The sequence below is a fragment of the Rhizobium anhuiense genome (assembly GCF_003985145.1).
Classification (GTDB): domain Bacteria; phylum Pseudomonadota; class Alphaproteobacteria; order Rhizobiales; family Rhizobiaceae; genus Rhizobium; species Rhizobium anhuiense.
The window spans coordinates 425,358-438,290 of sequence record NZ_ML133523.1 but is presented as its reverse complement, the minus strand read 5'-3'; the positions used below and the strand labels follow the sequence as shown (position 1 = coordinate 438,290).

Here is a 12,933-nt window from a genome sequence, read left to right as displayed (position 1 = left end):
CGCAGCCGCCCAGCGCTTAGGCATATCTATCCCGCTGAGTGCCTGCCGCAGGCGCTTTGGCGCTGTTTTTCGCCGATTTTTCATCTGGCACGCTTTCTGCTTCTCTTTTGTCAAAGGTCCAGAGGGGACTGAGCCAGCGCCAGGAAATGGCGCGGCCGACACACCGCTGCCCGACGCCGATGCCGCTTTCTCCCGGCCCTTCGGTGTCGGCGGCGGTTGTTGCGTTTTGGCACCGCTTCTTTCGCAGCTGCTGGTGACCTGGCCTGTCTTCGGCATTTTTTGCTGGCCTTTTTTCCGGCTTGCTCTAGTTCGCCCCGCATTGCGCCGGTTCTCGGGGAGACCGTTGCGGCCATCAGGGCGAAAGCCCGGCGGACTTGATGGCCGCAACGGATTGACAATTCTCCCGCCCCTTTGGGCGCGTCGGCCATCGATTGTCCTGCCGATGATTTTGTTTGGCGAAGGCCTCCGTCTCCACTATCTCTACTGCATGATGTCAGCCTTAAATCGGCATGGATTTAGGCTGACGTCATGCAATTCAAAGTGCGACAGCGTTCCTTGCGCGTCTTGAAAGACGCGCGGCGCTGCCGTCTGCAAGAAGCAGCAATGAGGGTGGAATGACCGACGTCACCAAGGAACAGGTTCTCGAAACGCTGAAGACCGTGCGCGGACCGGATCTCGAGCACGATATTGTCGAGCTCGGCATGGTCTCCGACGTCTTCATCTCCGACGGCAAGGTTTATTTCTCCATCACCGTTCCGGCCGATCGCGCCCAGGAGCTGGAGCCGATGCGGCTCGCCGCCGAGCGCGTCATCAAGGAAATGCCCGGCGTCAAGGGCGCCCTCGTCGCCCTGACCGCGGACAAGAAGGCCGCCACTGCTGCTCCCGCTGCCCGCCCTGCGCCCAACCCGCCGCACGGTCATGCCGGCCACGATCACCATGCGCATGCGCCGCAACAGCTGCCGCGCGCCGGCAAGATCGGTGTGCCGGGCATCGGCGCCATCATCGCCGTCGCCTCGGGCAAGGGTGGGGTCGGCAAGTCGACCACCGCCGTCAACCTGGCGCTCGGGCTGCTGGCCAACGGTCTTCGCGTCGGCATTCTCGATGCCGACATCTATGGTCCCTCGATGCCGCGGCTCTTGAAGATATCCGGCCGCCCGACACAGATCGACGGCCGCATCATCAATCCCATGGAGAATTATGGCCTCAAGGTCATGTCGATGGGCTTCCTCGTCGACGAGGAGACGGCGATGATCTGGCGCGGGCCGATGGTCCAGTCGGCGCTGCTGCAGATGCTGCGTGAAGTCGCCTGGGGTGAGCTCGACGTGCTCGTCGTCGACATGCCGCCCGGCACCGGCGACGCGCAGCTGACCATGGCCCAGCAGGTGCCGCTTGCCGGCGCCGTCATCGTCTCGACGCCGCAGGATCTCGCGCTGATCGATGCCCGCAAGGGCCTCAACATGTTCCGCAAGGTCGAAGTGCCGGTGCTCGGCATCGTCGAGAATATGAGCTATTTTATCGCCCCGGACACCGGCACCCGCTACGACATCTTCGGCCATGGCGGCGCCCGCAAGGAGGCCGAACGTATCGGCGTGCCCTTCCTCGGTGAAGTGCCGTTGACGATGAACATCCGCGAGACCTCCGACGCCGGCACGCCGCTCGTCGCCTCCGAGCCGAACGGCGTCGTCGCCGGCATCTATCGCGGCATCGCCGCCAAGGTCTGGGAGCAGCTCGGCGGCCAGCCGCAGCGCCCGGCGCCGGCGATCGTCTTCGAATAATGCATTGCATGATTTAAATTCGATGCGATGCGCTTTCGGGTGCCGAATCACCGTCGCGAATACCCCAAATTGTGGGTGAAACGTGGTGAAAAGCCGCGCTTCACGGAAGATGTCTTGATTATTTCATGGCTTTGCTTCATATGCCGCGGCGCCATGATGGCGTTTGCTGCAGATGCTCAATGACGGCCGTCTTCATTCCGAAGGATGTGGCCCGCCTGCGAGTTCGGAGTTGTCTTGTCGATCGAAGGATTGGTAACTGCGATGCGGTGGAGCACAATGCGCATGCCGGCCTTTGAGGTCGGATGCAGCCGGAGTCGTATGAACTTTCTTGATCCGCTTCCGCTTCGACCGAGGACAAGCGACCGTCGCGCTGCCGCGCTGGCGATCGCATGGAAAGGCTTTCGATGAAAAGTGCATTGGCCGCGAAGCGCCGTGAGCATCGGAGAGGCTGCCGGTGATCACCGCTTACTGTTCCAATTGCAGGTCGGTCGAGATCCGCGATCTGTCGCATGCCGCATCCTTTCCCGAGGATGTCGTGTGGATCGACATGATCGAGCCGACCCGCGACGAGGAGCTCTATGTCGAGAAGATTCTCGGCATCGAGGTCCCGACCCGCGATGATCTCAAGGATATCGAGCCTTCCGCCCGGCTCTATGTCGAAAACGACGCCGTCTTCATGACCGCTTCGCTGCTCTGGAAGGCTGATACCGACGCGCCGACGCTGACCGATGTCGCCTTCATCCTGGCCGGAAACCGCCTGGTCACCATCCGTTATGCCCATCCCAAATCCTTTGCGCTGTTCATTGCCGCCCTTCACCGGCTGCCGGAAAACTGGCGCAGTGGCGCTGCCCTTCTCGCCAAGCTGCTGGAGACGATCGTCGACCGCACCGCCGAGATCCTCGAGATCTCCGTCTCGCGCATCGACATCCTGTCGATGCATGTCTTCGGTGATCGGGCAAGGAAGGTGCGCAAACCTTCGAACTATCTCGAGGAGAAGCTCAGGGATATCGCCGGCCATCACCGGATGATCAGCAAGGTGCGCGACAGCCTCGGTTCGCTGTCCCGCCTGCTGACCTTCTTTCACACGATCCCGGCAATCCAGCAGGATCGCGAGACAAAGGAGCTCTGCCGCACCGTTTCGCGCGATATCCAGTCGCTGTCGGAGCATGCTTCCTTCGTCGCCGCCAACATCACTTTCCTGCTCGACGCCTCGCTCGGGCTGATCAACATCGAGCAGAACTCGATCATCAAGATTTTCTCGATTGCCTCGGTGGTGTTCTTGCCGCCGACATTGGTCGCCTCCATCTATGGCATGAATTTTCAGGTCATGCCGGAGCTGACCTGGGTCGCGGGTTATCCCTATTCGCTGGCCCTGATGGTGATCTCAGCCGTCATCCCCTTTTTCTTTTTCCGCTGGAAAGGCTGGCTCTGAGGAGCCTGTTGCAACTTCATGTCCGAAGAGAGCCATCCGAACGAATCCCATATGACGCCGCGAAAGCTGTTCTATCTGGCGCTGGGTTCCGTCGGCGTCGTCTACGGCGATATCGGCACCAGTCCGCTCTATGCCTTTCGTGAGGCGCTGAAGCCGGTGGCCCATGACGGCGTCACCCGTTTCGAGGTCATCAGCCTGATTTCGCTGATGATCTGGGCGCTGACGATCATCGTCACCATCAAATATGTGCTCTTCCTGCTGCGCGCCGACAATGACGGCGAGGGCGGCACGCTGTCGCTGCTCGCCCTTCTGATGAAGACCGCCAACGGCCATACCGCCATCCTGATGCTGCTCGGCCTGATGGGGGCTGCCCTCTTCCTCGGCGATGCGATGATCACGCCGGCTCTATCCGTGCTGTCGGCCGTCGAGGGTCTGAAGCTCGTCACCCCCAGCCTTGCGGAATATATCGTGCCGATCTCGGTGGTGATCCTGGCGCTGCTCTTCGTCGTGCAATCGCGCGGCACCGGCGCCGTTGCGAGGTTCTTCGGGCCGATTACCGCCGTCTGGTTCCTCGTCATGGCTGCCGCCGGCATTTCCCATATCTCGGATGATTACGGCATTCTTGCCGCCTTCAATCCTTATTATGCGGTCAGCTTCCTGCTGCATGAAGGCTTCTACGGCGTCGTCGTGCTCGGCGCCGTCTTCCTGACGGTGACGGGCGCCGAGGCGCTCTATGCCGATCTCGGCCATTTCGGCCGCCGCCCGATCCAGTGGGCCTGGTTCCTGCTGGTCTTCCCGGCGCTGACGCTGAATTATCTCGGGCAGGGCGCGCTCGTCCTCGGCAATCCGGCGACGATGTCCGATCCCTTCTACCTGATGTACCCGAAATGGGCGCTGTTGCCGGTCGTCATCCTGGCGACCGCCGCGACGATCATCGCCAGCCAGGCGGTCATCACAGGCGCTTTCTCGATGGTGCGCCAGGGCATCAACCTCGGCTTTCTGCCGCGCATGGAAATTCTCTTCACCTCGGAAACCAATACCGGGCAGATCTTCGTGCCTTCGGTCAATGCCGTGCTGTTCATCGGCGTCATCTTCCTGGTCCTGAGTTTCAAGACGTCGGACGCGCTGGCGACCGCCTACGGCATCTCCGTTACCGGCGCCATGGTCGTGACCTCGATCATGGCCTTCGAATTCGTCCGCGCCCGCTGGAACTGGTCGCTGCCGGTTGCGGTGATCGCGCTCGCGCCGCTGGTCGTGCTCGAATTGATCTTCCTCGGCGCCAACCTCTTGAAGATCCATGACGGCGGCTACATCCCGATCATGATCGCCACCGCCTTTACCGTCGTCATGTGGACCTGGCGCCGCGGCACCGCGATCCTGATGGAAAAGACCCGCCACACCGATATCCCGCTTGCCTCCTTCGTCAGCTCGATCGAGCGCAAGAGCGAACATTCGCCGGCCCAGGTGCCGGGCACCGCGATCTTCCTGACCAGCGATCCGGAATCAGCCCCCGCCGCCCTGCTGCACAATCTCAAGCACAATCATGTGCTTCACGACCGCAACGTCATCCTGACGATCCGCACGGTCAACAAGCCGCGTGTGCCGAGCCAGGACCGCTATAAGGTCGAGCAGATTTCTCCGCGCTTCTCCCGCGTCGAACTGCTCTTCGGCTTCATGGAATCGCAGAACGTCTCGCAGGCCTTGGCGACGCTGCGCAAGACCGGGCTGAAGTTCGACATCATGTCGACCTCCTTCTATCTCGGCCGCCGCAAGCTGGTGCCGGACGCCAAGTCGGGCATGCCCTACTGGCAGGACCGGCTCTACATCGCGCTCGCCAATGCCGCCGCCAACCCCTCGGACTACTTCCGCCTGCCGGCCAACCGCGTGGTGGAACTGGGCTCGCACGTCATTATTTGACACGGGGGGCAAAGACCCCGCCCCACGAGGGGGGAGGGGCTTAACCTGTTGCTCCGCATCTCCCAAAACTCCAGCTCGGCAAACGACGAGATGATCGCGGGCAAAGCGATCGTGGTCGGCTAGTCCCCCGCCCCTGCGGGGAGGGGACTTTTCCAACGCATTAGAACATCCAAACGTGCTCACAGTCACATTCCGGCACGGTCCGTTAACCGGACGTCAAGGTTAATGCGGGATTTTTAATGGAATGTTCCCGCGTTCCATGCCCGGAGTTCGTGTTGCGTCGAAAGAGCCCTTCCCGTAGCAAGCTGCGTCTTTTTCCCGAGAACTGGGTGTCTCCGGTCATCTTCGGTCTTGCCGGCTGGCTGATTTTCCCGAGCGTCGCATCCCATGCCGATCTCGCCGCCATGCTGGCCGGCCTCGATCATCAAGGCGAGAACTGGCGCATGGTGCTGACCAATTCGCCGGCCGGCTCGATCCACCAGGCCGAACTCGCTTTCGCCGAGCCGATGGTGACCGGTTCGATTTCCGCCGGCGCCGGCATGGTGCTGCCCGATGGTCGCAAGGTCGCCTTTACCGCCAAAGACAAGGGTCACGAGGACACGCCGGACGAAGATCGCGTCAACCGCTCCACCAAGAAGGGCCGTGTCGTTGCCGTCGAGAAGATGCAGCCGCCGAAGGACTTTTCCGCCGGCTCCATTCTCGAGCGCACCAAGATGCTCTTCACCCCGAGCTTCGACCTCAAGGACAGGTCGGCCTTCGTCAAGCCGAAAATCCAGGGCAAGGAAATCGAGATCGCCACTTCTTTCTATAAGAAGCAGCCTGTCGTGACCGACAATGGCGTGCCGGCAATGCTCGCAAGCCTCGTCACCAGCAACAAGGCCGATGTGCTCGCCACCGCCTATGCACCGCCGGCACCCGACTATTCCCGCCAGTCGCCGTTCGATTCCATCCTGACCGAGCAGGATAGCGGCCGCTTCGTTCCGGAGATTGGCCCGCGCGATCATGCCTGGGCCGCAAGCGTGCTGGCGCCGAGCGTCTTTTCCGCCCGCGAACAGCAATGCCTTGCCTCCGGCATCTATTTCGAGGCGCGGGGGGAATCGGTGAAGGGCCAGGCGGCCGTCGCCCAGGTCATCCTCAATCGCGTCCGCAATCCTTCCTATCCCAAGACCATCTGCGGCGTCGTCTATCAGAACGAGGATTGGCGCAACCGCTGCCAGTTTTCCTTCGCCTGCGACGCCATCAAGGACAGGGTGAACTCGGAATATCATTGGCGAGTCGCCCGCGATGTGGCGATGGCGGTGACGGCAGGCAAGATCTGGCTGCCGCAAGTGGGCTCGGCGACGCACTACCATGCCGTCTATGTCAGGCCGAAATGGGCAAGGACCATGGAAAAGGTCGGTCGCATCGGTCTTCACGTCTTCTATCGCACCTATGGCGGCGGCTGGAGCTGAGATAAATCGCCTGGGCAAGGCGATTTGCCGGGCTTTAAAGCGGATTCTTTCCATCGAATTTAAGCGATCGGCCTTAAATTGGCCTATCTCTTTGATTTGACAAATTTATTTTCTCGCTGGACAGAAGCTGTCTACGCCTTGACTATACCAATCCCTAAAACTATGTTGCGCGCGACTTCAGAACGGGCCGGAAGGGTCTCAACCTTCGTGTCCGGGGTCCGAATGACCGGGGTAGCGGGAGTGCGGGCGACGGGCAGACGAGGAGAGATCCATGGCGGACGACCGCGAGGAAAGTCTTGAAAAGCGCCGTGCGCAATTGGGAGCGAAACTCGCGACCAAGGGCGTCGAGACGGGAGAAGACGAGGCTAGGGAAGCCCGCGCCGAGGTAAGCCGCAAAGGTTATGCCCAGGCGATGAAGCTTTCCAGCGAGTTCATTTCCGCAATCGTCGTCGGTGCTCTGCTTGGCTATCTCCTCGACCGTTTTGTTGGCACGGCGCCTTGGGGTTTGATTGTTCTTCTGCTTCTCGGATTTTGTGCCGGCGTTCTGAACGTGCTGCGTTCTGCGGGGGTGGTGGCCCATCCCCTGGACGACAAGGGCGACAAGAAATAAGGACCGGTTCCGGTCCAGTGCAATGACCCCGCGTTCTGCGGGCCAAAGAGAGAGAACAAGCGGTGTCTAACGATCCGACTCATCAGTTCCTGATCCAGAAGATTGTGCCGATCGAAATCGGCGGAATTGATTTTTCGTTCACCAATGCATCGCTCTTCATGGCCGCTTCTGCTGCCGTTGCCGTAGGCTTCCTCTATTTCGCGACCTCGAACCGCGCCATCGTGCCGGGTCGTTCGCAGTCGGTCGCGGAAATGTCCTATGAGTTCATCGCCAACATGCTGAAGGAAGGCGCGGGCAAGCAGGGAATGAAGTTCTTCCCGCTGGTCTTTTCGCTCTTCACCTTCGTCCTGACGGCGAACCTGCTCGGCATGTTCCCGTATTTCTTCACGGTCACCAGCCAGATCATCGTCACCTTCGCGCTCGCGCTCCTGGTTATCGGCACGGTTCTCGTCTACGGCTTCTATAAGCACGGCTTCCACTTCCTGAATGTCTTCGTGCCGTCGGGCGTACCGGGCGTTCTGCTGCCGCTTGTTGTCACGATCGAAATCATTTCGTTCCTGTCCCGTCCGATTTCACTCTCTGTTCGTCTTTTTGCGAACATGCTCGCCGGTCACATCACGCTGAAGGTGTTCGCAGGCTTCGTCGCCTCGCTTGGAGCCCTCGGTGCTGTCGGTGTCGGCGGAGCCGTTCTTCCCCTCATCATGACCGTCGCCCTGACCGGTCTCGAGTTCCTCGTCGCCTTCCTCCAGGCTTACGTCTTTGCGGTGCTGACTTGCATGTACCTCAACGACGCAATCCATCCGGGCGGGCACTAAGGATAACGACATCGACGTCAAAGGGCGTCAGTCATTCGCCGCAACAACCATTTCAAAGGAGTTCAACATGGAAGCGGAAGCAGCAAAGTACATCGGTGCAGGCCTGGCTTGCTTTGGTATGGCCGGTACGGCTCTCGGCCTCGGCAATATCTTCGGCAGCTACCTCTCCGGCGCACTGCGCAATCCGTCTGCCGCTGACAGCCAGTTCGGCCGTCTGGTATTCGGCTTCGCCGTTACGGAAGCTCTGGGCATCTTCTCGCTGCTCGTCGCTCTCCTCCTCCTCTTCGCCGTCTGATATCGGCGAATAGATGGATCACGGCCTGCGACCGCAAGCCGTGATCCTTTGCATTTGCAGTCCACCTGGAGGTGAGCATGTTTTTTGTGACCCCGGCTTACGCTGAGGAAGCACCGGCGGCAGCGACGGGTACGGATGCGCATGCCGCTCCGGCCGCAGGCGAGGTCCATACCGAGACTGGTGTTGCCGAAGGCGAACACGCCCGCGGCCCTTTCCCGCCTTTCGATTCGACGACCTTCGCATCCCAGCTGCTCTGGCTGGTGATCACGTTCGGCGTCTTCTATTTGCTCATGCAAAAGGTCATCGCGCCGCGCATCGGGGCCATCCTCGATCAGCGTCACACGCGCATTTCCCAGGATCTGGAAGAAGCAGGCCGCCTGAAGGCGGAAGCCGACGCCGCCGTCCGGACCTATGAAGGTGAACTGGCCGCTGCGCGCGCCAAGTCCAACGCGATCGGCTCTGCCGCACGCGACGCCGCCAAGGCCAAAGCCGAAGAGGATCGCCGCGCTGTCGAGGCGAGCCTGTCGGAAAAGATCAAGGCTGCCGAAGTTCGTATTGGCGAGATCAAGGCCAAGGCCTTCGCCGACGTCGGCACCATTGCCGAGGAAACCGCGGCTGCCGTGGTCGATCAGTTGATCGGCGGCACCGTCGCCAAGGCCGATGTCGCTGCTGCCGTCGCAGCTGCCAAGAAGGAGGCTTGATCGATGGAATTTGCCTTTGACGCAACTTTCTTCGCCTTTGTCGGCCTCGTCCTCTTCCTGGCGCTGGTCGTTTACCTGAAGGTTCCGGGCATGATGGCACGGTCGCTCGACGACCGCGCCGACCAGATCCGCAACGAATTGGCCGAAGCCAAGCGTCTGCGCGAAGAGGCCCAGCACCTGCTCGCCGAATACCAGCGCAAGCGCAAGGAAGCGGAAGCCGAAGCGGCCCACATCGTTGCCGCCGCTGAGCGCGAAGCCGAAATGCTGACCACTGAGGCGAAGAAGAAGACGGAAGAATTCGTCGCCAACCGCACGGCGCTTTCCGAGCAGAAGATCAAGCAGGCCGAGGCCGAGGCGATGAAGGCGGTGCGTTCCGCTGCCGTCGATCTCGCAATCGCGGCCGCCGAAACCGTGCTTGCCAAGCAGGCCGATGCCAAGGTTCAGTCCGAGCTCTTCGGCAATGCCGTCAGCCAGGTCAAGACGCGGCTCAACTGAGCTGTATCGAAAAGATTGAGAGCGAAGGCCGGGCATGTCCCGGCCTTTTCTTTGTTGATGACTCGGCCTTGTGCTGGGGCGAGCCGCTGGTCTCGTCCCATCCTTCGGACCGCCGTAAACGGGGCGAAGGGACCATGCCGCGACCTCTCCGTTCCTACTCGGAAATAAGCTGATCCATCTCGGGACCATCCTCGACCTTGCGCAACGGCCGGAAGCTCATCCGGTGCAGGGAGCAGGGGCCGTGTTTTTCGATGCCGGCGCGGTGCTGTGCGGTGCCGTAGCCCACATGCGCGGCAAAGCCGTAATCCGGAAACACATGATGCGCGCGTGCCATCATCCGGTCGCGCGTCACCTTGGCGACGATCGAGGCCGCGGCGATCGAGACCGAGCGGGCATCGCCCTTGACCACCGCCTGTCCGGGGCAATCGAGGCCGGGCGGCACGTCGAGCCCGTCGGTCAGCACGTAGCTTGCCGGAATGGCGAGGCTGCAGATGGCGCGGCGCATGGCGTCGAGGCTAGCCTTGCGGATATCGGTCTCGTCGATGCGCGTCGAGCTGGAGGAGGCGATGGAGACGGTCGCGGTCGCCAGAATCTGCGCGAACAGTTCCTCGCGCCGTTGCGCCGAAAGCTGCTTGGAATCGTTCAGACCCTCGGGGATGCGTTTGGGATCGAGGATGACGGCAGCGGCGACCACAGGCCCGGCCAGCGGCCCGCGGCCTGCCTCGTCGGCGCCGGCAACCGGCCAGTGGCCGGCCCTGCGGGCTTTGAGCTCGAGTTTGAAATCCGGCACGAGCGGAGCCGTGTCGAAAAGCAGGGGAGAATCGGGTGGCGTGCGAGGTTTCATGCGGCTGAACCTCGCACGCCAACCCGATTTCCCGCAAGTCCCCGGATCAGGGCGGCGGCCGGGGACCGGTCCGGCGGATGGTGGCGGTCAAGGCCATCCGCGGGAATTGCGCTCGGGGCTCGAAGACAGGGCGGTTCTATCGAGAAGCCGATGCGCAAGCTACAAGCAATTCCAGGAAAAGTGCGAAGCGGTTTTCCGTTCGGAATTGCGTAAAGGCCAGAGAGCAGTTCCCGGCAAAGCGCGAAGCGGTTTGCCTGAACTGCGTAAAACAAAAGGTCAAAGAAGCGACAGCTGGACGCCGCTGCCGTCGGGCGGCACGAACAGGTCGTCGCGCAGCGGCACGCTGCGTCGCGTCAGGCCGAAACGCCGGGCTGCCATCTCAAATCGCCTGGCGATCTGCCAGGCATAGGGACCGGCGCCCTTCATGCGCTTGCCGAATTCGGCATCGTAATCCTTGCCGCCGCGCATCGAGCGCACCAGCGACATCACATGCCGGTAACGATCGGGGTAATGTTGCAGCAGCCAATCACGAAACAGCGGGCTGACCTCGAGCGGCAGCCTGAGGATGACATAGCTCGCCTCGGCGGCGCCGGCAGCCTTGGCCGATTCGAGAATGCGCTCCAACTCGTGATCGTTCAGCGCCGGGATCAGCGGGGCGGCCATCACAGCCGTCTGGATGCCAGCTTCGGCAAGGGTGTGGATCGTCTCCAGCCGCCGCGGCGGTGTTGCGGCCCGCGGCTCCATCGTCCGGGCAAGCTTGCGATCCAGCGTGGTCACGGAGATGCCGACGCGCACCAGGTTCTTGCTTGCCATCTCCCGCAGAATGTCGAGATCACGCAGGATCATCGCCGATTTGGTGACGATCGAGACTGGATGGTTTGCCTTGTTCAAGACCTCGAGGATGCCGCGCATGATGCGCCATTCCTTTTCGATCGGCTGATAGGGGTCGGTATTGGTGCCGATGGCGATCACCCGCACCTTGTAGCCGGGTTTGGCGAGCTCCCGCTCCAGCAACTTTGCCGCATCGGGCTTGGCAAACAGCTTCGTCTCGAAATCGAGCCCTGCGGAAAGCCCCATATAGGCGTGCGTCGGCCGGGCGAAACAATAGATGCAGCCATGTTCGCAGCCGCGATAGGGATTGATCGAACGGTCGAAGGAAATATCCGGCGATTCGTTGCGGGTGATGGCCGTGCGCGGCTTCTCGACCTGCACTTCCGTCTTGAACGGCGGCAGTTCTTCCCATGTCTGCCAGCCATCGTCGAAGGTCTCCCGCTGCAGCGCTTCGAACCGCCCCGTCGGGTTCAATCCCGCCCCACGCCCGCGCCGCCGATCGACCTCGACCCTTAGACCCGAGGAAACGATCATCGCATCGGCAATATCTGCCGTATTGGCAGGCGCGAATGCGGCCTGCCCTGCCAGGGACTGCTCTCTCATCGGATTCTCCCGTGGCGGAAAGCCATCGCCTCCGCCCGTTTTGCTGATTAAATTCCTATCGGCAAAATGAGAACAATGCAAGAACAAAATGAGGAAAACGGCGCTGGCAAAAATTTGTGCGGCGCATTATAAACAGTCAATGTTGACGGTTGTTCTCGAATGTCAGGATCAGGAATCTGAACTGGCGCAGACTTTATCGGTCTTGGTGGCAGGCGCAGTGGAGGGGCTGGTGAGCGATGTGATCGTGCTCGATCACGGCTCTCGCGACGGCACCTCACGGGTGGCCGACGCTGCCGGCTGCCGCTTCCATTCGCAATGGGATATCAAGGACATCGTCCGCTCGGCGCGCGGCGAATGGCTGCTCTTCGTCGAGCCGGGCGCCAGACCGCAGGCGGGCTGGATCGATGAGATCGCCGAATATGTGGCGCTGAACAAGCTGCCGGCGCGCTTCACTGCGTCGAGGGGCTATCGTCGCCCGTTCTTCCAGCGTGTCGGCCGGGCCGTACCGCCGCTGGAACTCGGTTTCCTGGTGCCGAAAAAGCTGGCACTCGCCACCGCCAAAAGCGGCATGCGGCTTGCCGAATTCGTCAAGGGCCAGAAACCGCGGCGGCTGGCGAGCGAGCTCATTCCGTCCTGGGTCGCCCGCGCCGCACGGTAGCTGCCGCGATTCCCTCCCACGGCTCGGGCAAAAGATGGCGCCCAATAGGATTTCGCGCTATAATTCAAACATGGCGCCGTCGAAGCGCCGCGCTTCGCAACGGAATGGCCATGGAATGCCGGTGAACGGCAGAACAGGTCAGCGACAATCTCCTCTTCTGCCGGGTTCCCGGCGAAAGGAGGTGCGTCATGACACGCGGTATGATCTACGGCCTGCTGGCCGTCATATTGCCGATATTGGTGATCGCGCATCCGCATTCGGCAGCATCGCAGATGATGCGCAGTTGCGCAGGCCGACCCGAAATCGTCAATTTCCTGGACAAGAACTTCGCCGAAAAGCTCACGGCAGTCGGACTGATCAACCAGAACGCCATTCTTGAGGTCTATGCCGCCGAAAGCGGCACCTGGACCCTCATCGTCACGGATGTTCACGGCGTAAGCTGCATTCTGCTGTCGGGTGATAGCTGGGATACCATGCCCGTCCTGCCGGGCCTGGCCACATAGGAA

General features: G+C 61.5%; 13 protein-coding genes. 11 read left to right on the top strand and 2 right to left on the bottom strand.

The features are described from left to right. Positions 1 to 614: 614 nt before the first annotated feature. From EEQ99_RS12750 to EEQ99_RS12705, 9 genes are all read left to right on the top strand, one after another. Positions 615 to 1,775, top strand: a complete 1,161-nt coding sequence (locus EEQ99_RS12750) for an Mrp/NBP35 family ATP-binding protein (protein ID WP_127430543.1) — start codon at positions 615 to 617, stop codon at positions 1,773 to 1,775. A 454-nt stretch (positions 1,776 to 2,229) separates the two neighbouring features. Beyond that, entirely contained in the window at positions 2,230 to 3,207 is a 978-nt protein-coding gene (locus EEQ99_RS12740) for a magnesium transporter CorA family protein (protein ID WP_028756718.1), read from the top strand. 18 nt (positions 3,208 to 3,225) lie between these two features. Further along, positions 3,226 to 5,124: a potassium transporter Kup gene (locus EEQ99_RS12735; RefSeq protein ID WP_047613836.1), complete on the top strand. Its 1,899-nt coding sequence runs from the start codon at positions 3,226 to 3,228 to the stop codon at positions 5,122 to 5,124. Between the two features lie 239 nt (positions 5,125 to 5,363). Next, the gene (locus tag EEQ99_RS12730; protein ID WP_127430542.1) at positions 5,364 to 6,575 is read left to right on the top strand and encodes a cell wall hydrolase; all 1,212 of its coding nucleotides are present in this window, start codon (positions 5,364 to 5,366) and stop codon (positions 6,573 to 6,575) included. A 271-nt stretch (positions 6,576 to 6,846) separates the two neighbouring features. After that, the gene (locus EEQ99_RS12725) at positions 6,847 to 7,185 is read left to right on the top strand and encodes an AtpZ/AtpI family protein (RefSeq protein WP_028756715.1); all 339 of its coding nucleotides are present in this window, start codon (positions 6,847 to 6,849) and stop codon (positions 7,183 to 7,185) included. Positions 7,186 to 7,247: 62 nt separating this feature from the next. Continuing rightward, complete coding sequence (locus EEQ99_RS12720; protein ID WP_018245007.1) at positions 7,248 to 8,000, top strand: F0F1 ATP synthase subunit A; 753 nt, start codon at positions 7,248 to 7,250, stop codon at positions 7,998 to 8,000. Positions 8,001 to 8,067: 67 nt separating this feature from the next. Continuing rightward, positions 8,068 to 8,295, top strand: a complete 228-nt coding sequence (locus tag EEQ99_RS12715) for a F0F1 ATP synthase subunit C (protein WP_003545854.1) — start codon at positions 8,068 to 8,070, stop codon at positions 8,293 to 8,295. 77 nt (positions 8,296 to 8,372) lie between these two features. Beyond that, a complete protein-coding gene (locus EEQ99_RS12710) occupies positions 8,373 to 8,996 on the top strand; it encodes a F0F1 ATP synthase subunit B (protein ID WP_028756714.1) in 624 nt (207 codons plus the stop codon). A 3-nt stretch (positions 8,997 to 8,999) separates the two neighbouring features. Continuing rightward, a complete protein-coding gene (locus EEQ99_RS12705; RefSeq protein WP_028756713.1) occupies positions 9,000 to 9,491 on the top strand; it encodes a F0F1 ATP synthase subunit B in 492 nt (163 codons plus the stop codon). A gap of 154 nt (positions 9,492 to 9,645) precedes the next feature. Here the strand turns inward: EEQ99_RS12705 and EEQ99_RS12700 are convergent, their stop codons facing one another. Together EEQ99_RS12700 and EEQ99_RS12695 are read right to left on the bottom strand one after the other, a co-directional pair. After that, positions 9,646 to 10,335, bottom strand: a complete 690-nt coding sequence (locus EEQ99_RS12700) for a ribonuclease HII (RefSeq protein ID WP_063476428.1) — start codon at positions 10,333 to 10,335, stop codon at positions 9,646 to 9,648. A gap of 276 nt (positions 10,336 to 10,611) precedes the next feature. Then, positions 10,612 to 11,769 (bottom strand): PA0069 family radical SAM protein, encoded by a 1,158-nt coding sequence (locus EEQ99_RS12695; RefSeq protein WP_028756711.1) that lies wholly within the window; start codon positions 11,767 to 11,769, stop codon positions 10,612 to 10,614. A gap of 139 nt (positions 11,770 to 11,908) precedes the next feature. On the opposite strand from EEQ99_RS12695, the gene EEQ99_RS12690 reads away from it, so the two are divergent. Then, the gene (locus EEQ99_RS12690; RefSeq protein WP_047613840.1) at positions 11,909 to 12,427 is read left to right on the top strand and encodes a glycosyltransferase family 2 protein; all 519 of its coding nucleotides are present in this window, start codon (positions 11,909 to 11,911) and stop codon (positions 12,425 to 12,427) included. A 188-nt stretch (positions 12,428 to 12,615) separates the two neighbouring features. After that, the gene (locus tag EEQ99_RS12685; RefSeq protein ID WP_028756709.1) at positions 12,616 to 12,930 is read left to right on the top strand and encodes a hypothetical protein; all 315 of its coding nucleotides are present in this window, start codon (positions 12,616 to 12,618) and stop codon (positions 12,928 to 12,930) included. Positions 12,931 to 12,933: the final 3 nt, after the last annotated feature.

What these genes read in the sequence shown, in the direction of transcription:
- EEQ99_RS12685 (WP_028756709.1), top strand. Translation starts at nt 12,616, where the DNA reads ATGACACGCGGTATGATCTACGGCCTGCTGGCCGTCATATTGCCGATA.
- EEQ99_RS12730 (WP_127430542.1), top strand. Translation starts at nt 5,364, where the DNA reads ATGGAATGTTCCCGCGTTCCATGCCCGGAGTTCGTGTTGCGTCGAAAG.
- EEQ99_RS12700 (WP_063476428.1), bottom strand. Translation starts at nt 10,335, where the DNA reads ATGAAACCTCGCACGCCACCCGATTCTCCCCTGCTTTTCGACACGGCT.
- EEQ99_RS12735 (WP_047613836.1), top strand. Translation starts at nt 3,226, where the DNA reads ATGTCCGAAGAGAGCCATCCGAACGAATCCCATATGACGCCGCGAAAG.
- EEQ99_RS12750 (WP_127430543.1), top strand. Translation starts at nt 615, where the DNA reads ATGACCGACGTCACCAAGGAACAGGTTCTCGAAACGCTGAAGACCGTG.
- EEQ99_RS12695 (WP_028756711.1), bottom strand. Translation starts at nt 11,769, where the DNA reads ATGAGAGAGCAGTCCCTGGCAGGGCAGGCCGCATTCGCGCCTGCCAAT.
- EEQ99_RS12710 (WP_028756714.1), top strand. Translation starts at nt 8,373, where the DNA reads ATGTTTTTTGTGACCCCGGCTTACGCTGAGGAAGCACCGGCGGCAGCG.
- EEQ99_RS12715 (WP_003545854.1), top strand. Translation starts at nt 8,068, where the DNA reads ATGGAAGCGGAAGCAGCAAAGTACATCGGTGCAGGCCTGGCTTGCTTT.
- EEQ99_RS12690 (WP_047613840.1), top strand. Translation starts at nt 11,909, where the DNA reads ATGTTGACGGTTGTTCTCGAATGTCAGGATCAGGAATCTGAACTGGCG.
- EEQ99_RS12705 (WP_028756713.1), top strand. Translation starts at nt 9,000, where the DNA reads ATGGAATTTGCCTTTGACGCAACTTTCTTCGCCTTTGTCGGCCTCGTC.
- EEQ99_RS12725 (WP_028756715.1), top strand. Translation starts at nt 6,847, where the DNA reads ATGGCGGACGACCGCGAGGAAAGTCTTGAAAAGCGCCGTGCGCAATTG.